The organism is Georgenia sp. AZ-5 (assembly GCF_043952095.1).
Taxonomy (GTDB): Bacteria; Actinomycetota; Actinomycetes; order Actinomycetales; family Actinomycetaceae; genus Georgenia.
Window position 1 is genome coordinate 3566877 of record NZ_JBINOU010000001.1, and the last position, 18699, is coordinate 3585575.

Below are 18699 nucleotides of genomic sequence, written 5' to 3' on the forward strand. Positions count from 1 at the left end.
CCCCGCGCCCTGCGCTGAGCCGTCCGCCGCCCCCGCCGCAGCACCCACACCCCAGCTGATCCCGCACGCCGCGCCCACCGGGCGGCCACGGGCGCACCGCTCGGGCCCAGGCGCCGGCGGCCGGTCCTCGGCCGCTCCGCACCGCACCTGGCGGTCAGCGCCGCAGCTGATGCCCTCGCCGTTACGGCGAGCCGCACCTGGCCGGCGTTGGACTCGCCGCGGTAGCAGGCGCCGCGTCACGCCTCACCGGCTGGGTTCCCGAACGCCCTCCGCGCATCCCGCGACCCGGCACCCGGCACCCGGCACCCGGCACGCCGAGCCGTACCCGCCCGCCGGCTCTCCCTTACCCGTCCATCGGGCAGATCCATCGAGCAGACCTCATGGCTGCCCGCCCATCCCGTTCCCATTCGCATCCCCATTCGCATTCCCGGAGGAATCATGACCACCCTGTCCGCACCCGCCCCGACGCTGCCCGTCATCGACCTGCGCGACGCCGCGAACCCCGCGACCGCCGGCGCGTTCCACGACCGACTGCGCGAGGCGACCCGCGACTTCGGGTTCTTCTACCTCGTCGGCCACGGCATCCCCCGCGAGCTCAGCGGCGACCTCGTCAGCGTCGCCCGCGAGTTCTTCGCCCTTCCCGACGAGAAGAAGCTGGCTGTCGAGAAGCTGAACAGCCCGCACTTCCGCGGCTACAGCCGGGTCGGCGACGAGTTCACCGCGGGTGCCCGCGACTGGCGCGAGCAGGTCGACGTCGGCCCGGAGACCGCGCCGCGCCCGGCCACCGAGCAGGAGCCGTGGGCGGTGCTGGACGGCCCGAACCAGTGGCCCGCCGAGCCGGCCAGGTTCCGCGCGGTCGTCGAGGAGTGGGTGCGGCACAACGAGCGCGTGGCCCGCACCCTGCTGCACGCCTGGCTCGTGGCCCTGGGCCAGGACCCAGGCCTGCTCGACGACGACTTCCGCGAGCCCGACGGCCGCCTGAAGATCGTCCGGTACCCCGAGGCGCCGGACACCGCGCACGACCAGGGCGTCGGCGAGCACAAGGACTTCGGCTTCCTCACCTTGCTCTTCGTCGAGCCGGGCAAGGGCGGCCTGCAGGTCGAGAAGGACGGCCGGTGGATCGAGGCCGAGCCCGTCGAGGACGCCCTGATCATCAACATCGGCGAGATGCTCGAGGCCGCCACCGACGGCTACCTGCGCGCGACCAACCACCGCGTGGTCTCGCGCCCCGGCGAGGGCGACCGGATCTCCGTGCCCTACTTCTTCAACCCCGGCCTGAGCACCACGTTCAACCCCTGGGACCTGCCGGCCGAGCTGGCCGCCGAGGCCCCCGGGGTGGAGCTCCAGGAGCACAACCGCATCTATCAGACCTACGGCCTCAACGCCCTGAAGATGTGGTTCCGCAGCCACCCGGTCGTCACCGAACGGCACCACCGCGAGCTCGCCCGGCGCCTGGGCATCTGAGCACGCCGAGATCCCCGCGCCCCGATCTGGGCGCCCGATCTGAACGAGCACCGAGAGGCCACCCGCTCGCCGCTTCCGTCCCCCGCGATGCGGCGTGAGCTGGTGGCCTCTCGGCCGTGGTGCCGGCGGCTTCGACCTGGTGCCTCAGGCGCCGATGCGTGAGGCCCCGGGTGCCGCCGGACTTCTCAGGAGCAGACCCCGATTATGCCCCCGTCGGAGGGCGCCGGACAGGCCCCATTCTCGGCGTGCCGCGGGCGCGACGGCCAGGCACCGCCTGCCGCGTGGCCGATCTGATCATGTCTGGAACGTAGTGGCCCGCCGCCCGCGGCGGCCGGTCCCGCGGCGCGTCACAACCGGCCATGGCACCAGCCTGCCGGGCGAGCTCGCAGTGCTCGAAAAGCTCGCAGTGCTCGAAGAGCTCGCAGTGCTCGCAGTGCTCGACGTGCTCGACGTGCTCGACGTGCTCGACGCCGATGCTCGGGCTCGGCCGCCAGGCCACGACCGATGCGCCGCCCCCCTCAGCCGTCGAGGTGCCTCCGGCGCTCGTGGTACTCCTCGAGCCCGATCTCGCCGCGGGCGAAGCGCTCGTCGAGGATGCGCCGCGCGGGGGTGACGCCGCCGGGCCCGGCGCCCTGGCCCGGCCCGCCGCCCGTCGTCCACCCGGACTGCTGCTGCCCCTGCTGCCCCAGCCCGCGGATCATCCGGATGGCCACCAGCACGAGCACCACGATCGCCGCGATGAGCAGCAGCGCGAAGAGCAGCCCGAAGATGCCCCACGCCCAGCCGCCGTTCATGCCGTACCACATGACGTCCCCTCTCGTCAGTGTCCCGCGGGCGCGGGTCACGGTCCGGCGGCCTCCTCGCCGTCGGCGCGCGCCGCCGACTCGCCGGCGCGCCTCAGGTGGTGCCCGTCGTCGGGGTGCGCGGCGCCCGGGGCGAGGGCCGGCGCCGCCTGCGGCGTGCTCGTGGGCCCGGCGCACACCGGCCCGCGCTCGGTCCAGCGCAGCCGGTCGACGAACATGCGCCGCGCCCCGCCGGCGGGGTCCCAGGCGTGGTAGACGAGCCAGTCCGTCCCGGCGCCGTCGGTCACCACGGACGCGTGCCCGGGCCCGTGCGCGACGCCGGGCCGGGTGCGGATGACCCGCGGGCCCGTCCCGGGCTCCTCAGTCCAGGGCCCCAGCGGGTGCGGCGCGGACGCCACCGACACCCCGTAGGTGGGCTGCTGCCAGTTCCCGCCGGAGTACAGGCACCAGTACCGGTCCTGCCGCTTGACCACGAACGGGCCCTCGCACGTGTACCAGTCGTAGGTCGCGCCGTACATCGGCCGGCCGGCCAGGAACAGCTGCCAGTCCGCCGTCGCCGCCACCACGGGCCGCGGATCCCCGGCCAGCCGGTCGGGGCCGAGCATGCGGTCCACCACGACGGCCGTGCCCACCCGCGCCGCCTCCAGCCGGTCGACGGCGTAGAAGAGGTACCAGGCGCCGTCGTCGTCGCGGAAGGGGTGCGGGTCGATGGCGAACGGCTCGTCCGGGGCGAGCTGCGCGCCCAGGTCGGTGTACGGGCCCTCCGGCCGCTCCGCCGTCGCCGCCCGCAGCCGGTGCCCGACGTCCCCCACGCCGGCGGAGTAGTAGATGACGTAGGCCCCGTCCATGGCCGCGACCTCGGGCGCCCACAGGTTCGTGGCGTCGGACGGGACGGCGTCCGGCGCGAGCACGACGCCGAGGTCGCGCCAGTGCACCATGTCCTCCGAGGCCAGCGCCAGCAGCGACTGCTCGGCCTCCCCCGGCCCGGTGCCGAACGCGTAGTACCGGCCCTGGGCGGCGAGGACGAACGGGTCGGCGAAGTAGTGCGGCCACACCGGGTTCGTGTAGGCCCGCTGCGTCCTGCTCATCCCTTCAGCCCGGCCCGACCGACCCCCTCGACGATGTAGCGCTGGGCGAGGAAGTACAGCAGCAGCACCGGCGCGCTGGCGATGACGGCGCCGGCCATCAGCAGGTCGTAGCGCACCGCGTTGGCGTTCTGCAGCGTCGACAGGCCCGCGGGCAGCGTCTGGTTCTCCGGGGAGAACAGCACGTACACCGGCCACAGGAAGTCGTTCCAGTTGGTCAGGAACGACAGCAGCGCGAGCGTGACCAGCGCCGGGCGCGACAGCGGCAGGATGATCTGCCGGAAGGTGCGCCACCGGGACGCCCCGTCGATCCGCGCGGCCTCCTCCAGCTCCACGGGCAGGCCGAGGAAGAACTGCCGCAGGAAGAACACGCCGAACGCGCCGGCGGCGCCGGGCAGGATGACGGCGAGCAGGGTGTCGAGCCAGCCGAGCCGCCCCACCACGAGGTAGTTCGGGATCAGCAGGATCACCGGCGGGACGAACAGGGTGGCGATGATCAGCGCGAAGATGATCCGCTTGCCCTTGAAGTCGATCCGCGCCAGGGCGTAGCCGGCCATGGACGCGGTGACCAGGATGAGCAGCGTCTGCGCCGCCGCGGCCACCACGCTGTTGAGCAGCCAGCGCAGCACCGGCGTGCCGCTGGTCGTGAGGATCGACTCGTACGCCTGGGTGGTGGGCTCGACCGGGATCCACTGCGGGGCGGGCGCCGCCGCCCCCGCCGTCGTCTTGAACGACGTGGAGAGCATGTACAGCAGCGGGGAGATGAAGATCAGGGTCAGGATCACCAGGAGCGCGTACAGCAGCCAGCGGTTGGTCCTCCGCCGTCCGCCGGTCTGGTCCGTGGGCCTCGTCGCGGTCGCGGTGCTCATGCTTCCTCCCCTCCTCCGGCCCCCCGTGGGTTGCGCTCACGGAAGAGGAAGAACACGGCCACGCTGATCACCGCCAGGAAGACCGAGAAGATCATCGACATGGCGGAGGCGACGCCGGAGTTGAAGCTGGTCAGGCCGGTCTCCGCGATCTGGTAGATCGCGGTGCGGGTCTCCTGGCCGGGCCCGCCGATGGTCATCAGGTAGGACTGCCCGAACATGTTGACCGAGGCGATGATCGTGACGCTGGTGATGAACAGCAGCACCGGCCGCAGCCCCGGCAGGGTGATGTTCCAGAACCGCTGCCAGGCGTTCGCGCCGTCCATCTTCGCGGCCTCGTACAGCTCGGGCGAGATGTCCTGCAGCGCCGCCAGATAGATGACCGTGTTGAACCCCAGCGTCCACCACAGCGTCACCCCCACCAGCGACACCCACGCCCAGGGCAGCTGGGTGAGCCACGGGATGGACCCGGACAGCCCGACCAGGTCGAGGTAGTAGTTGACCAGCCCGATGTTGGTGTCGAGCAGGTACCGCCACAGCACCGCCACCACCGCCACCCCGAGCACGAAGGGGGCGAAGTACATGGCCCGGAAGAAGTTCCGACCGCGGAACTTCAGGTTCATCGCCAGGGCCACGACCAGCGGGACCACCAGCAGCAGCGGCACGGAGAAGAGGGTGAAGATCCCCGTGGCCTCCATGCCGCTCCAGAACGGCGCGGCGAACGGCGAGTCGCCGCTGAGCAGGCCGGCGTAGTTGTCCAGCCCGATGAACGGCTTCTCGGGCAGCGTGTAGTCGTAGTCGTGCAGGCTGATCCAGATACCGATCGCCGTCGGCAGGATGACGAAGACGGCGAACATCACCAGGTACGGGGCCAGGAACAGCCAGCCGTCGCGGTTGTCGCGCGCGCGGCCGGCGGTGCGGGCCTGCGCGGGCGTGTCGGGCGCGGCGGCGACGACGGCACCGCGCCCGAGGACTGCCTCGCTCACGAGCCTCCCCTTTCGAACTTGCGCAGGTTCGCCTGCATGATGGCGGTGGCCTGCTCGGCGGCGGCGCTCAGGGCGGACGCCGGGTCCGCGCGGCCGAGGACGGCGTTGGAGACGGCGGTCTCCAGGGTCTGCACCTGCACCTCGCCCAGCGCCGGGACCGGTGGCAGGAACCGCATGGCCGGGATGGCCTCGGCGATGGCGGCCTGGGGGCTGTCCCGGAACTCCTGGGTCTCGCGGGCCTCGGAGCGGGCGGGGATCATGCCGGCCGCGGCCCAGGCGGCCGAGTTGTCCACCAGGTAGCGCAGGAACTCCTTGCTGGCGAGCAGCCGGTTCTCGTCGGGCCGGCGGCTGCGGAAGAGCACCAGCTGGTGGGAGTTCGCCCAGACCGCCGGCTCCGTGCCGATGGTGGGGATCGGCGCGAGCGTCCAGTCGATGTTCTCGGCCGTGGTGAGCAGGTCGTTGATCTGCCAGATGCCGTCCCAGGTGTAGGCGCCCTCGCCGTTCTTGAACGCGGTGTACTGCGAGTCGAGCGCGACGTTCTGCGGGCTGAAGCCCAGCTCGGCCATGCTGGTCATCCACGTCAGGGCCTGCACGCCGGCGTCGCTGTCGAACGTCGCGGCCGTGCCGTCGGCGGCGTAGGGCTCCCCGCCGAACTGCCACACCAACGAGTAGAAGATCAGGTGCGCCGGCCACCGGTTGGGCATCCAGAACGGGGTCTCCACCCCCGCCCCGACCAGCGCCGTGAGCTGCGCCTCCAGCTCCTCCCCGGTGGCCGGCGGTGCGGTGATGCCGGCCTGCTGCAGGACCTCCCGGTTGCCGTAGCTGCCGAGGGAGTGCACGTCCAGCGGGATGCCGTAGCGCCGGCCGTCGTAGACGCCGGCTTCCCACACCTCGGTCGGGTACTCCGCGGCGGACAGGCCTAGGTCCTCGACCACGTCGTCGAGCGGGTTGATGCCCTGCCGCACGGCCTGGGTGGCGAGCTGCTCGACGTGCATGGCGCCGACGTCCGGGCCCTGCCCGGCGTGCACCGCCGCGACCACGCGCTGGTAGTACTGCGCCCACTGAACCACGTTCATCTTGACGGTGATGAGATCCTGGCTGTCGTTGAAGTCGGCGACGAGCTGGCGCATCGCGGGGCCGTCGCCGCCGGTGAACCCGTTCCAGTACTCGATGGTCACCGGCGGGCCGTCGTAGCCGCCGCCGAGCGGCGGACCGGTCTCGACCAGCGGCTCCGGGTTGGCGCACGCCGCGAGCGCGGCGCCCGCGCCCACCGTCGCCGACAGCGCGAGGAAGTCCCGCCGCGAGATGCCGCCCAGGTCCCGGCGCGATCTCCCGCCTCGGAGGTCCCCCCGGAGGTCGCGCCGCTGCTGCCGTCCCGCCGTGAGATCAGGCCGTCCCCCATCACCCACCACCTCACCGTCGCCGTCGACTGTGACAGTCGTCACGTTAGCCCCATCTGTGTCGGGGCACGACCGAGACGGCGAAGGCGCTGCGCACTGGCTGCGCGGCGCACAGCCGGGCGCCGGCCGTCCAGCCGGGGAGCGCCCGCACTGCCGGGCCGCCGCACTGCCGGGGCCCGCCCGCACTGCCGGGCCGCCGCACTGCCGGGGCCCGCCCGCACTGCCGGGCCGCCGCACTGCCGGGGCCCGCCCGCACTGCCGGGCCGCCGCACTGCCGGGCGCCAGGCGCCGGCGGGTGGGGCGGCCGTCCGACCGGGCGCCGCGCACGAGCCACTCCCTGCGCCGCGCATGAGCGACCACCCTCGCCGCGCGCGAGCCACCACCTGCCAGCAGCCACCCCTGCCACCAGCCCCCCTGCCACCACCCACCCCCGTGAGCCACCGGGTAAGAAACGTCAGGAATACCCTGACAATGGCAATCCCCTGGAACCGTGGAGACCTGATTAGTGGGCGTCCTGTCCGCGTCCTGGCTCGCGGGCGGGGTCGCAGAGGCTCCGGGGTCAAGGGCGGCCGGAGGCCGTCGCGCAGCGATCGCGCAGCGACCCTTGAGGCCGGAGGGGCGGCACCGCCACCCTGGGCCGCGCGGGCGGTGCGCCGGATGAGATCGGGCGGCGCAGCCGCCTCCGCCTGCTTGTGCGGCGCGGTTCATGCCGCGAGCTTGTCCCGGTGGCCCTGGCCGGTGGCGAGGGAGCGTTCGTACTCGACGGGGCTGAGCATGGCGTCGGTGGAGTGCCGGCGGGTGGTGTTGTACTCATCGATCCATCCGGCGGTCACGCGGCGCGCCTGCTCGCGGGTGGCGAAGTGGTGCCGGCGCAGCAGCTCGAACTCGACGGTGCTGTTGAAGCTCTCGCTGACCGCGTTGTCCAGCGCGGAGCCGGTGCGGCCCATCGACTGGGTCACGCCGGCGCTGCGGCAGGCCCGGGCGAAGATCTCCCCGGTGTACTCCCCGCCCTGGTCGGAGTGGAAGACCACGCCGGCCACGGACCCGCCGCGGCTCGCGATCGCCACGCACAGGGCCGCCCGGGCCAGCGGGGCGTCGTGGTGGGCGTCCATCGCGAAGCCGACGCAGCGGCGCGAGTGCAGGTCCAGCACCGCGGCGAGGTAGAACCTGCCCTCGTCGGTGGGCAGCTCGGTCAGGTCCCCGCACCAGCGCTGATCGGGTATCGGCGGCGGGGCGAAGTCGCGGCCCAGGGCGTCGGGGGCCTTGCGGGCGCGCCGGTCGGCCCGCGTGCTGCCGCGGCGTCGGCGCTTGGGCCGGGCGGCCAGGTGCTGCTCGGCCATCAGCGCCGCGACGGTGTTCACCGAGACCCGCCAGCCGGCCGCACGCAGGTCCGCGGTGATCCGCGGGGAGCCGTAGGTGCCGTGGTGCCGGGCGAAGAGATAGGCGACCTGGGCGGCCAGCGCCGCCCGGCGCTTACGCCGCACCGAGACCTCCCCGCCGACCCACTTGTAGAACCAGGCCGGGGAGACCCCCAGGGCGCGGCAGGACACCGCGTACGGGACGTGGTGCACTGCCCTCTGGGCGGCGATGAAGGCAGCCAGGCTCAGTGCCCCATCGCTTCCTTGACCCAGAGGGCGACCGAGCGCTTGAGCACATCACGCTCCATCGCGAGCTCGGCGTTCTCCTTGCGCAGCCGGCGCAGCTCGGCGCGCTCGCTCTCCTCCAGCGTGCCGTCCCCGCCCTCGCGCGCCCGCCGGTCGAGCTCGACCCAGTTCCCCAGCGTGCCGTCGTTGATGCCCAGCTCCCGGGCGACCTGCGCGATCGGCTTGCCGGTCTCCCGGACGATCCGCACCGCGCCCTCCTTGAACTCCCGGTCGAACCTCCGCCGCGTCTCCATCGCCGTTCCTCCTTGGGGGCGATGCCTCCACGATAAGAGGGGAAGCCCACAATGGCACACCAGACGGGTGCGCGGGCCCCGCGTGTGAAACGCTCCCAGCTCCCCAGCCGCACACCGCCGCGACGATGCCGATCCGTCCACAACACGGGGGTCAGCCCCCGCAGGGACGACGTCTGCACCTTCAGCATCTCGCCATGGCAGCTCGCGCGGACATCGACCGCATCGAGCGGCTCGCGACCGGGCAGGACGGCGTGGTCACGCGAGCGCAGCTGATCGCCTGCGGCGCGACGCCGGACTGGATCTCGAGACAGGTGACACGAAAGCGCTGGACGCGGCTCTTTCCCGGTGTCTACCTGACGCACACCGGACGTCCCCGGTGGCGAAGCACGGCCCGTGCGGCGCTGCTGTACGCCGGCCGCGGCGCAGCGCTGAGCCACACCAGCGCGGCGTTCCACCACAACCTCGTCGACTCTCCGGGGGCGATGATCCACGTCAGCGTGCCGCACGAGCGGCGCATCCGGCACCAGCCTGGGCTGCTGATCCGGTACCGCCGCCACATACCGCAGGCATGGGGGCGGTTGCGCGCCACGGGCCCGATCGAGACCGTGCTCGACCTCATCGACCTACCCACCACGACCGAGGACGAGGCCGTCAGCCTCCTGTGCCGGGCGGTGCAGCGCAACTTCCGCTCGGAGCAGATTCTCGATCAGGCCGACCGGCTACCCAGGCTGCGGCACCGGCGGCTGCTGCGCGAGCTGTTGTCGGCCGTCGATCTTGGCGTCGAGTCGGCACTCGAGTACCGCTACCACCGCATCGAGCGCCGCCATGGCCTCCCCCGGTCCACTCTTCAATCCCGTGAGGCGCTCGACGGCACCTGGCTGCGGGCCGACTGCCGGTACGCCCGCCTCGGTGTCCGTGTAGAGCTCGATGGCCAGCTCGCCCATCCGTACGGCCGCACGGACGCAGACGTCTGGCGCGACAACGCTGTCACGGTCCTCGCCCGCGAGCTCACGCTGCGGTACCGCTGGCGCCATGTGACCGTCACACCGTGCCTGGTGGCTCGCCAGGTAGCGATCGCCCTGCGCTCGCGCGGGTGGGCGGGCATGCCGAGGCCGTGCGGCCCGGCATGCGCGGTGGCGTCTTTGGGTGAACATCGTCAGGAATAGCCTGACGGAACTACTCCGGAGCCCGCTGGACGGGCCGGCGCGGGTCGAGCCCGCTGGAGAGGCCGGCGTGGGACAGCCCGCTGGACGGGCCGGCGCGCGTCGAGCGGACGGCGGAATCGACCGACGGCGGAGCCGAGCAAGCGGACGGCGGGATCGACCGACGGCGCGGCCGAGCGAGCGGACGGGGGTGAGGACGGGGGTGAGCGAGCGGACGGCTGGGTGGCCGGGACGGCGGGCGCTGCACCCGTGCGGGCGCGCCGACCCGGAGGTGCTCGACGCGCTCGCCGGGCTCGTGTGGGAACCGTGATAGCGCCCCCGCGCAGTGCGACCGGGACGTCTCGTCAGTGCCCCGGCACCACCGGCTCGCCGGCCGGGCCGGCGGCGGTGGACCCGCCGGTGGTCCGCTCGGCGCTGTACACGTCCGGCTCGAGGTAGATCTGGGCGCGCAGCGGCACGGCGGCCCGCACGCGCTCCTCCGCCCGGTCGATGGCGGCGGAGATCTCCGCGGCGGTCGACCCGGCCGGGACGGCGACCTTGGCCGCGACGAGGACGTCATCGGGGCCGAGGTGCATGGTGCGCATGTGGATCACGTGCTCCACGCCTTCACCGGGCAGCGCGCGCTCGATGGCGTCGTGGTGCTCCGGCATCGCCGACTCGCCGATGAGCATCGAGTACATCTCGATGGCCAGGAACACCGCGATGATCACGAGCAGCACCCCGATGGCCGCGGACCCCACGGCGTCCCAGCGGCCGTCGTCAGTCACCAGGGTCATGCTCACGCCGAAGAGGCCGAATACGAGGCCCACCAGCGCGCCGAAGTCCTCCAGCAGGATGACCGGAATCTCCGGAGACCGGGAGGTCTTGACGTACTCCATCATCGGACGCTTGCCGCGGACGGCGTTCGCCTCCTGGATCGCGACCCAGAAGGAACGCGTCTCCAGGCCGATCGCGACCACCAGCACCGTCACGGGCACCCATTGCCAGGACTCGATCGGGTGGGGGTCGGCGAACTTGTGCCACGCCTCGTACAGCGCGAAGAGGCCGCCGAGGGTGAACAGGACGATGGAGACGATGAAGGCGTAGACGTAGCGGGCGCGGCCGTAGCCGAACTGGTGGACGGCGGACGCGCGGCGGGCCGCCCGCTTGCCGCCGATCAGCAGGAGCACCTGGTTGCTCGAGTCGGCGACGGAGTGGATCGACTCCGCCAGCATCGAGCTCGAGCCGGTCAGCACGTACGCGACGAACTTCGAGATGGCGATGCCGATGTTCGCCGTCAGGGCGGCCATGATCGCCCGGGTCCCACCGCTCGCCGACATGTGTGCTCCTCGCTCGGTCAACGGAATCTCGGGGCCACACGTTAGTGCGTCCGCGGTGCGGCGCACGTCATGGCCCGGGCGGTGCCGCCCACGCGTCGTCCGCACGTCGGACCTCAGGCCGCACCCGCCCATCCGGAACCGTCGGACCTCAGGCCGCCCCCGCCCATCCGGAACCGTCGGACCTCAGGCCGCCCCCGCCCATCCGGAACCGTCGGACCTCAGGCCGCCCCCGCCCACCGGGCACGTCCGACCTCAGGCCGCGCCCGCCGTCGCCGGCCCCGACCGACCGACTTTCCGTGCGCACCCGGACCGACCGGCACACCCCCGCGCACCGCCGGCATCCCCGCGTCAGGTGACAAGCGCCTGCGCCGTCGCGCACGGCACCGGCACCGCGCAGGTGGGGCACGTCTCGGCCACGCCGCCCGGCGGGGGATGGAGCAGGAACACCCGCGACAGGCGCGCCAGCAGCGGCGCGCGCAGGAACGGCGTCGCCGAGGACACCGCCGCGTCCGCCAGCAGCCGCACGCCTTCCCCGGTCAGGCGCGCCGGCCCGAGCCCGGCGTCCTGCAGGCCGGCCGTCGCCGCCGCCACGGCCAGCCGGTGCGCGTGGTCCATGTCCTGCGCGAGCGGCGTGGGCCGGGCGCCCTCCACGCTCATGCCGTCGCCTCCCCCGCCCGGCGGCCGGCACCGGCGCCGGCGTCGAGCAGGCGGGTCATGGCGTGGGCGATGGCGTCCCACTCCTGCCGCGCAAGGAGGGGCGCCACCCGCTCGTCACGCATGGCGCAGTCGTGCTCGGCCACCTGCCGGCACGCCGCCGCGAACTGGGCGCCGTCGTCGGCCAGGTGGACGACGGAGGCGAAGTCGGCGACGACGTCCGGCACCCGCGTGGAGACCACCGGCAGCCCGGCGGCGAGGTACTCCAGGGTCTTGGTGGGGCTGATGGACCGCGTGGCCTCGTTGAGCGCGAAGGGCATGAGGGCGACGTCGAAGCCGGCCATCGCGGCGGGCAGGTCCTCGTAGCTCATCATCCCGGCGTACTCGATGTTCGGGGCCGTGGGCGCGCAGGCCTTGTCGATCTTGAAGATGGGCCCGACGATCCGCACGGTCCAGTCGGGCAGCCGCGCGGCCAGGTCGGCCACCAGCGGCAGGTCGATGCGCTCGTCGAAGACCCCCACGTAGCCGGCCACGTGGGTGGTCCGGGGCCGGCGCAGCTCCCGTGCCGCGGCGTAGTGGCCGGCCTCGACGCCGCTGCGGAAAAGGTGGACGCCGTCCCTGCGCTGCGCCGTCACCGCCCGGTGCAGCGAGCGGCCGCCGGTGAAGACGAGGTCGGCCATGGCCAGCAGGCGCTGCTGGCGCAGGATCAGTCCCTTGGGCGCCTTGAGGAAGGAGGCGAGGTCGTCCATGACGTCGTAGACCACCCGCCCGGGTGTGAGGCGCCGGGCCAGGTCCAGGCCCATGGGGGTGTAGAGCCACACATCTGGCGCGGCCGGGCGGCCCAGGCGCGCGAGCAGTCCGGCGAGGAGGTCGGCGTAGCCGCGGGCGCGGGGGTCGTCGAAGTTCGGCGACGGGTCCTCGTCGGGGGAGCCGGGGATCTCCAGCCAGATCCGGGTGACGCCGTCGACCTGCTCGGTGCGCAGCCGCGGGCCAGGCACGTCTGTGGGCAGGGGCTCCTCCACGAAGAACGTCCGGGCGCCGCCGGAGGCCCGCCGCCGCGCCAGCCGGGAGACCAGGTGCTGAGGTCGCTGCCAGACCCAGGACCAGCGCAGGTGCGAGACGACGACGAGGTCGGGACTGGTCACAGCTGCCTCCTTCGGGAGCCCACGCCGGCCATCGGCGCGGGATCGGGTTGGGGATCGGTCGGGGCGACGTCGAGGTCCATGGGCGGGACCCGCTCGGCGGGCGGCGCGTCTTGCCACGGCCAGTGCGCCATCCGCGGCAGGAGCCCGGCGAGCTCGGCGTCGCAGGGCGCCTGGAACCGGTAGGCGGGCAGGTCGGTGACGGGCGCGCCGGCCACCGCCGCCTCCCAGGCGTCGGTGAACACGGTCCGCTCGCGGGCACCGTCGTCGAGCAGGTCGACCACGCCCACCGGGTCCGCCCGGCCCCGGCACAGGGCCAGCAGGGAGTCCCAGTCGCAGGAGCTGACGTGGGGGAACCAGCAGAACCCGTGCAGCGGCACGCCGCGGGCCAGCGCGGCCTCGTACTCCTCGAGCATGTGGCGCAGCCAGGACACCCGGTCCGAGGGCAGGCCGCGCACGTTGGTCTCGGTGAGCATCATCGGCAGCCCGTAGCGCCGGCCGTAGACCTCCGCGACGGCGGCGAAGCCGACCGGGTGCGGGGAGGGCGCGTGCCCGCTGACCTCGTCGTAGTACCACTCCGAGTGGGAGTAGTAGTCCAGGCCCAGAACGTCCACCTGCACGGGCGGCAGCGCGAGGAGTGGCTCGCCGCCCGCCTGGAGCAGCTGTCGCAGGTACGGCCGTTCGGGATCGAGGTCGTGCCCGAGCGCGAGATCGAGGACGACGTGGCGCCGGTCGTTGCACAGGATGGCGTGGTCGAGGCCGGGGCCGACGCCGGTGTGGTGCTCGGCGGTGTCCACCCAGACGTGGTGGGCGCCGGGCAGCAGGTCGCGCCAGCACGCGGCGGCCTCGGCCAGCGCGGGCAGGACGGAGCGCAGCAGGCGGACGAACCCGTCGTCGCCGGTGTCGTACGGCGGCCACAGCCCCTGGTGCCCGGCGAGGAAGAGGGTGGCGAAGGGCTCGTTGAACAGCGTGTACGCCGGCAGCCACGGGTACCGGGTGGCCACCGCCTCGGCGAACCGCAAGAACGCCGGGCCGAAGTCCCGGCCGCGGAAGCCGTCGGAGAGCCAGTCGGGATAGCTGGTGTGGTGGACCAGGTCGACGATCGGGACCGCGCCGCGCTCACGCAGGTGCCCGAGGACGGCGTCGGTCTCCGCCCAGTCGAACCGGCCGGGCTCGGGCTCGATGCGGTGCCAGCGCAGCGGATAGCGCAGGTGCCGCACCCCGGTGTCCAGGACCGCGTCGAGGTCCTCCGGCCAGCGCCGGGCGTGGTGGGTCAGCTCGAGGGCGTCGACCCCGAAGGCGGGGACGTAGGTGCTCTCGAAGCCCGCCACGACGGTGCGCCCGTTCCCGGGCAGGGGCTGCAGGTCCCGCTCGGGAACACCCATCCGCGCCTCCGCCTCGGTGGATGGCCGACGTCGCCGTCCGGCCGCACGAGGTGCACACATTGGCACAGGTGTCGACGACAGGCACCCGGACGGCCGACCAGCTGGATGCCCGGCCGTGCGGTGGCGGTAACGGTCGCAGAACACAACCGGCCGCGTGTTCGAAGAGTTCGCGCTGCGAACACGGCACCGAGAGACCGCGACGCGGCGCATGGAGACCTAGCGCCGCCGCGGGAGAACCAGCGCCGCCGCGGGAGAACCAGCGCCGCCGTGCCTGACGGCACGCCCGCTGGAGGGCGGTCTACTCCTCGTCGATGCCGGGCACGCTGTCCACGCGCCGCGCCTCGGACGCCAGCAGGATGGGCACGCCGTCGCGCACCGGGTACGCCAGCGGGTTCGCCGCACTGGTGGAGACCAGCTCGGGCGTACCGTCCGGGCCGACGCTGTCGACGAGCTCGGTGCCGGTGACCGGGCAGCGCAGGATCCGCCGCACCCACGGGTCGACGCCAAAGTTGAAGGTGCGGGAAGTCGTCTCGCTCATGCCGGTGCTCCTGCGTGTGGGGGTCTGCGGCCAGCGTACCGCCGGGGCGACGGCGGACGGCGGGGGCTACTCCCCCTCGCCCTGCAGCACCCGCAGGTGCCCGCGGCGGCCGATCTCGCCGTCGGCGGCCGGCTCGGGCAGGTGGTGGGTGACGGGCGCAGGGACGGCGGAGCCGGGCCGCTGCGCGGGCGCGGCCGCGTGCGGCTTGGCTCGGGAGGCCTCGCGGACGGCGTCGGCGAGGGCGACGAGGTCGTCGTTGGAGGGCGCGGCGGGCTTGAACTCGGTGGCCAGCCGCACGACGTCCCACCCGCGCGGCACGGTCAGGCGCTCGGCGTGCACGTCGCACAGGTCGTAGGCGTGGGGCTCGACGGCGGTCGAGAGCGGGCCGAGGACGACCGTGGAGTCGGCGTAGACGTACGTGAGCGTGGCCACGGCGGCACGGTCGCAGGCGGCCCTGCTGCACTGGCGTACGGCTCTCACGTCTGCCGACGCTACATCCTCGCGCCCGCGGACCGGCGCATCCACGCCGTGGGCCCGCCTACCCCGTTCGTGGCCCGTCGGCAACCGCGCCGGCGAGCCGGTCGCCCCCGCCGTCGGACCGGCGAGCCGGGTGCGCACCCCCGCCGCCGCACCGGCGAGCCCGGCCGCGCCGCCGGACCGCCAGCTCGACCGCAGCGGCCTCGGCTAGCCTCGTCGGGTGCCTGACGTCGAGCCCCCGGTGCCCGCGCTGCCCGCGCGGACGCCGGCGCGGCGGCGCGACCGGCACGGCCGCGGGCTCCGCGGTCCGCTCATCCCGCCGTCGCTGCCCGGCTGGCGCACGCGTGCGGACAAGTTCGACGACGTCGTGCTGCGCTGCGTGCGGCGGCTGGAGCGGCGCTGGGCCAAGCAGCTCGACGGGGTGGAGTTCGCCGTCGAGGAGGTCCCGCCGTCGGACCCGGCGCCCTGGGAGCACCGCACCGTGGCGCTCGGGCGCTACTTCCCCGCCGACGCCGTGGGCGGGCTCACCCACCGCATCGTCGTCTACCGGCGCCCGGTGCTCGCGCGGGCCGAGGACGCCGAGGAGATCGAGACGATCGTGCGCCTGGTGCTCGTGGAGCAGGTCGCGGCGATGCTGGGGCGGGCCCCGGAGGAGGTCGACCCGGAGTACCCGGACGGCTACTGACCTGCCGTGCCGCGGGCGGCCCGGCGGGCTGCCCGCTCCCCCCGGGCCGCCTCCAGAGACGGCGGAAATTCGCACCTGACGGCGGCATCCGGGCGCGTTCCGGCCCTCCCGGCGGTGCCCGCTGGCAGGGGCTGAGGCCGACCTTTCAAACCACGCGCGTCCTTATCCGGGGTACGGTTCTTCCGATGGGTTGATCAAGCGGTCCTCACGGGACACCTCCATCACGCCGAGAGATCGGCACGAGTTCGCAAGGCCCCGGGAGGCGACCAAATGACGGACGGCCCGTCGCAACCAGCCGTGGAGCGGTGGGGAGCCCCGCTCAACACGGCCACCACCGCAGTGCTGGTGATGCACGGGATCGGCCAGGGCGCCGACGACATGAGGGCGCTCACCCGCCGGGTGGCCGACCACCGGGCGGCGTACTTCGCGCCCATCTCCCCCTCCGGCAGCTGGTACCCCGGCGCGCTGACCGACGACCTCGACGCCAACCGGCCCGAGCTCGACGACGCCCTGCTGGCCGTCGAGGCCGCGCTGACCAAGATCACCCGCTCCGGCTTCGCCCCGGCCCGCACCGTGCTGCTCGGGTTCTCCCAGGGCGCCAGCGTGCTGGCCCACCACATCGTGGCCTCGCCGGCGCTGACCTACGCCGGCGCCGTCCTGCTCGCCGGCGGGTACCTCGGTCCGGCCGGCACCCGCCCGCCGGTGGAGGGCCGCTGGGACGGCCGCCCGGTGCTGGTGTCGGTGGCCGAGGCGGACCCGCACGTGCCGATGCGCCGTGTCGAGGAGACCGCCGACGCCCTGTGGCTGCGCGGCGCCGACGTCGAGCTGCAGGTCTGCGCGGGCGACGCGCACGCCATCCACGACGAGCAGGTCGTCGCCACCCGGCAGCTGCTGGCGCGCGTGCGCGGCGACATCGCCGCATAACCGATCGGCAGGCTTGCCCGTAAGTCTGCTGGTATGCCGAGCGAAGCGACCGCGCGGCCTGCCTAGCCTGCGACCGTGGGTCCGCCCTACCGCCTCAGCACCTCGACGCGCACCGAGCGGTCGTCGTGCGGGTCGCTGATCGCCGGCAGCACCGAGATGAGCTCGCCGTCCGCGGCCGGCGCGGTGAGCACGACCGCGGCCGCCACGCCCGCGCCCTCGGCGCGCACGTGCACCGCCGCGACGTCGTCGCCCAGGTCCGCCGTCGCCGTCGCGGCCGTCCCGCGGGCGGGCACGGTCACGGCCACGGGCTCGCCGACGGCGCCCGCGGCGCTGACCGGGACGAGCTCGGCCCGCACCTCGGCGTCGCCGGGGTTGGTCAGCGTGACGCTGGCGGCGCCGACGACGTCGCCGGCGCCGGGCACGAGGAGCGTGCCGGAGTTGAGCGGCGCGGCGGCGGGCGTCCAGGCGCGGTCCACGGGGGCCACGTCCGGGTCCAGCTGTCCCGGCCTACCGGTGCGGGCCAGCTGGACCGCGCCGGTCACCGGCTGGTCCGAGGTGATCTCGACGCCGTAGGCGCCGGGGGCGATGCCGGCGAGGGTGATGTCGACGACGGCGCCCGGGTAGAGCTCGACCGCCTCGGCGCCCGGGATGGATTGCTCGCCGTCGGGGCCGAGCAGCCTCACCGCCGCGGTGGCGACCTCCTCGCCCGGGTTGACGAGCCGCACGAGGGAGGACGCGGAGTCCTCCACGTCCGACTCCGCCAGCACCACGCCGGGGATGGTCTGCGTGAGCGCCGGGGCGCGGGCGGTCGTGACGTTGTCGATGCCCGCCGGGACGACGCCGTCGAGCTGGTGGTCCCGGACGACGGCGGTGACCTCCCCGCCGCTGGCGTCCACCCGCAGCGCGAGCTGCGGGTCCGCCGTGACGGCGGCCTCGAGCAGCACCGTCGTCTGCTCGCCGGGAGCGACGACCACGCCGCTGAGCAGCGGCGCCACGGTGGCGCCCAGCGACGTCCACACGGCCACGTCCACGGTGGCGGGGGTCTGGCCGGGGTTGGTCAGCACGAGCTGGGCGCTGTCGCCCACCTCGGTGGAGCCGCCGACCAGCCAGGTCGTGGTGGCGGGGGCCTCGCAGGCGGTGGCGGTCAGACCGCGCAGGTCGCCGGCGTCGGTGCGTGCGACGGTCGCGCCGGCGGCGAGCGCGGTCAGGTCCCCGGCGGGCTCGGCCTCGAGCAGCCCGGCGCCCGTCGGCTCGACGACGGCGCCGCGCACCTCGCCGGTGCGGGCGAGTTGCTGGGGCGCGCCGCCGCCCACCAGCGTGTACGCGCCCTCGGCCGCGGCGGCGTCCTCCCGCGGCAGCGTGAGCAGCTGGGTGCGGGTGGTGCTCGTGACGTCGCCCGCGAGCTCGGGGTCCACCGACATGCCGGCGTCGCCGACCTGGGACGGCGGTCCGGCGCACACGGCGGTGAAGGTGCCGGCCGGCACGTCCACCCGGGGCGCGGCCACGTCGGTGGCGTCCGCGGCGGGGAGGTACTCGCCCGCGACGACGATGCCCGCCGCGGCGGCCAGCAGGACGAGCGCCGACGTCGTGGCGCCGGCCCGGCGCAGCACCACGCGACCGCGCGGCTCCCGGCGGCGGGCCGCGGTGGCGCCGTTGAGCGGCCTCCCAACCGGGGCCGCGGCGTCCGCCCCAGCCTCGTCGGGCGCGGGCTCGCTCGCCGTGGGAGTCTCGGGCGCAGGGGTGCCGGCCGGCGCCGTCGCGTCCGCCGGCACCCCGTCAGGCTCGGCGGGCTCGGGGGCCGCGGGCGCGCGCTCGTCAAGCCCGTGGGCCGCGGACGAGGGCTCGCTAGGCGGGAGGGCCGCGGGCGCCGCCCTAACAGGCGTGGGAGCTGCGGGTGCGGGCTCGGCAGGC

General features: G+C 74.2%; 18 protein-coding genes. 4 read left to right on the forward strand and 14 right to left on the reverse strand.

Annotated elements, in window-relative coordinates; genetic code table 11:
* Positions 1–438: 438 nt before the first annotated feature.
* A complete protein-coding gene (locus ACF0H8_RS16645; RefSeq protein WP_395289996.1) occupies positions 439–1464 on the forward strand; it encodes an isopenicillin N synthase family dioxygenase in 1026 nt (341 codons plus the stop codon).
* A 518-nt stretch (positions 1465–1982) separates the two neighbouring features.
* Here the strand turns inward: ACF0H8_RS16645 and ACF0H8_RS16650 are convergent.
* From ACF0H8_RS16650 to ACF0H8_RS16680, 7 genes are all read right to left on the reverse strand, one after another.
* Complete coding sequence (locus ACF0H8_RS16650) at positions 1983–2309, reverse strand: SHOCT domain-containing protein (RefSeq protein WP_395289997.1); 327 nt, start codon at positions 2307–2309, stop codon at positions 1983–1985.
* On the reverse strand, positions 2306–3355 hold the full coding sequence (locus ACF0H8_RS16655) for a glycoside hydrolase family 43 protein (protein WP_395289998.1): 1050 nt from the start codon (positions 3353–3355) through the stop codon (positions 2306–2308). The genes ACF0H8_RS16650 and ACF0H8_RS16655 overlap by 4 nt, the downstream gene beginning before the upstream one ends.
* Positions 3352–4221 carry a carbohydrate ABC transporter permease gene (locus ACF0H8_RS16660; protein ID WP_395289999.1) on the reverse strand — a complete coding sequence of 290 codons (870 nt, stop codon included), beginning with the start codon at positions 4219–4221 and terminating at the stop codon, positions 3352–3354. The genes ACF0H8_RS16655 and ACF0H8_RS16660 overlap by 4 nt, the downstream gene beginning before the upstream one ends.
* Positions 4218–5204: a carbohydrate ABC transporter permease gene (locus ACF0H8_RS16665; RefSeq protein ID WP_395290000.1), complete on the reverse strand. Its 987-nt coding sequence runs from the start codon at positions 5202–5204 to the stop codon at positions 4218–4220. Before ACF0H8_RS16665 ends, ACF0H8_RS16660 begins: the two co-directional genes overlap by 4 nt.
* Entirely contained in the window at positions 5201–6649 is a 1449-nt protein-coding gene (locus ACF0H8_RS16670; protein ID WP_395290001.1) for an ABC transporter substrate-binding protein, read from the reverse strand. Before ACF0H8_RS16670 ends, ACF0H8_RS16665 begins: the two co-directional genes overlap by 4 nt.
* 659 nt (positions 6650–7308) lie before the next feature.
* Positions 7309–8235 carry an IS3 family transposase gene (locus ACF0H8_RS16675; RefSeq protein WP_395290914.1) on the reverse strand — a complete coding sequence of 309 codons (927 nt, stop codon included), beginning with the start codon at positions 8233–8235 and terminating at the stop codon, positions 7309–7311.
* The gene (locus ACF0H8_RS16680; RefSeq protein WP_395288084.1) at positions 8208–8501 is read right to left on the reverse strand and encodes a transposase; all 294 of its coding nucleotides are present in this window, start codon (positions 8499–8501) and stop codon (positions 8208–8210) included. The genes ACF0H8_RS16675 and ACF0H8_RS16680 overlap by 28 nt, the downstream gene beginning before the upstream one ends.
* A 194-nt stretch (positions 8502–8695) precedes the next feature.
* Between ACF0H8_RS16680 and ACF0H8_RS16685 the strand changes: the two genes are divergently transcribed.
* Positions 8696–9667, forward strand: coding sequence for a hypothetical protein (locus ACF0H8_RS16685; RefSeq protein ID WP_395290002.1), 972 nt, complete (start codon positions 8696–8698; stop codon positions 9665–9667).
* A gap of 341 nt (positions 9668–10008) precedes the next feature.
* On the opposite strand, the gene ACF0H8_RS16690 is transcribed toward ACF0H8_RS16685, so the two are convergent.
* The 6 genes from ACF0H8_RS16690 to ACF0H8_RS16715 all read right to left on the reverse strand — a co-directional run bounded on the left by ACF0H8_RS16690 (position 10009) and on the right by ACF0H8_RS16715 (position 15182).
* Positions 10009–10983, reverse strand: a complete 975-nt coding sequence (locus tag ACF0H8_RS16690) for a cation diffusion facilitator family transporter (RefSeq protein WP_395290003.1) — start codon at positions 10981–10983, stop codon at positions 10009–10011.
* Between the two features lie 348 nt (positions 10984–11331).
* Positions 11332–11640: a hypothetical protein gene (locus tag ACF0H8_RS16695; RefSeq protein WP_395290004.1), complete on the reverse strand. Its 309-nt coding sequence runs from the start codon at positions 11638–11640 to the stop codon at positions 11332–11334.
* The gene (locus ACF0H8_RS16700) at positions 11637–12782 is read right to left on the reverse strand and encodes a glycosyltransferase (protein WP_395290005.1); all 1146 of its coding nucleotides are present in this window, start codon (positions 12780–12782) and stop codon (positions 11637–11639) included. The genes ACF0H8_RS16695 and ACF0H8_RS16700 overlap by 4 nt, the downstream gene beginning before the upstream one ends.
* A complete protein-coding gene (locus tag ACF0H8_RS16705; protein WP_395290006.1) occupies positions 12779–14164 on the reverse strand; it encodes a family 1 glycosylhydrolase in 1386 nt (461 codons plus the stop codon). Before ACF0H8_RS16705 ends, ACF0H8_RS16700 begins: the two co-directional genes overlap by 4 nt.
* A 298-nt stretch (positions 14165–14462) precedes the next feature.
* Positions 14463–14702, reverse strand: coding sequence for a Trm112 family protein (locus tag ACF0H8_RS16710; protein WP_395290007.1), 240 nt, complete (start codon positions 14700–14702; stop codon positions 14463–14465).
* 66 nt (positions 14703–14768) lie between these two features.
* Positions 14769–15182 carry a DUF3499 domain-containing protein gene (locus ACF0H8_RS16715; protein WP_395290008.1) on the reverse strand — a complete coding sequence of 138 codons (414 nt, stop codon included), beginning with the start codon at positions 15180–15182 and terminating at the stop codon, positions 14769–14771.
* Between the two features lie 217 nt (positions 15183–15399).
* Between ACF0H8_RS16715 and ACF0H8_RS16720 the strand changes: the two genes are divergently transcribed.
* Together ACF0H8_RS16720 and ACF0H8_RS16725 are read left to right on the forward strand one after the other, a co-directional pair.
* On the forward strand, positions 15400–15864 hold the full coding sequence (locus ACF0H8_RS16720) for a metallopeptidase family protein (protein ID WP_395290009.1): 465 nt from the start codon (positions 15400–15402) through the stop codon (positions 15862–15864).
* Positions 15865–16134: 270 nt separating this feature from the next.
* The gene (locus ACF0H8_RS16725; RefSeq protein WP_395290010.1) at positions 16135–16788 is read left to right on the forward strand and encodes an alpha/beta hydrolase; all 654 of its coding nucleotides are present in this window, start codon (positions 16135–16137) and stop codon (positions 16786–16788) included.
* A gap of 86 nt (positions 16789–16874) precedes the next feature.
* Here ACF0H8_RS16725 and ACF0H8_RS16730 read toward each other — a convergent pair whose 3' ends face one another.
* Positions 16875–18560, reverse strand: coding sequence for a DUF5719 family protein (locus tag ACF0H8_RS16730; protein ID WP_395290011.1), 1686 nt, complete (start codon positions 18558–18560; stop codon positions 16875–16877).
* Positions 18561–18699: the final 139 nt, after the last annotated feature.

Coding starts and splice junctions, on each gene's coding strand:
- ACF0H8_RS16645 (WP_395289996.1), top strand. CDS start 439: ATGACCACCCTGTCCGCACCCGCCCCGACGCTGCCCGTCATCGACCTG.
- ACF0H8_RS16655 (WP_395289998.1), bottom strand. CDS start 3,355: ATGAGCAGGACGCAGCGGGCCTACACGAACCCGGTGTGGCCGCACTAC.
- ACF0H8_RS16660 (WP_395289999.1), bottom strand. CDS start 4,221: ATGAGCACCGCGACCGCGACGAGGCCCACGGACCAGACCGGCGGACGG.
- ACF0H8_RS16680 (WP_395288084.1), bottom strand. CDS start 8,501: ATGGAGACGCGGCGGAGGTTCGACCGGGAGTTCAAGGAGGGCGCGGTG.
- ACF0H8_RS16685 (WP_395290002.1), top strand. CDS start 8,696: ATGGCAGCTCGCGCGGACATCGACCGCATCGAGCGGCTCGCGACCGGG.
- ACF0H8_RS16690 (WP_395290003.1), bottom strand. CDS start 10,983: ATGTCGGCGAGCGGTGGGACCCGGGCGATCATGGCCGCCCTGACGGCG.
- ACF0H8_RS16695 (WP_395290004.1), bottom strand. CDS start 11,640: ATGAGCGTGGAGGGCGCCCGGCCCACGCCGCTCGCGCAGGACATGGAC.
- ACF0H8_RS16705 (WP_395290006.1), bottom strand. CDS start 14,164: ATGGGTGTTCCCGAGCGGGACCTGCAGCCCCTGCCCGGGAACGGGCGC.
- ACF0H8_RS16710 (WP_395290007.1), bottom strand. CDS start 14,702: ATGAGCGAGACGACTTCCCGCACCTTCAACTTTGGCGTCGACCCGTGG.
- ACF0H8_RS16725 (WP_395290010.1), top strand. CDS start 16,135: ATGACGGACGGCCCGTCGCAACCAGCCGTGGAGCGGTGGGGAGCCCCG.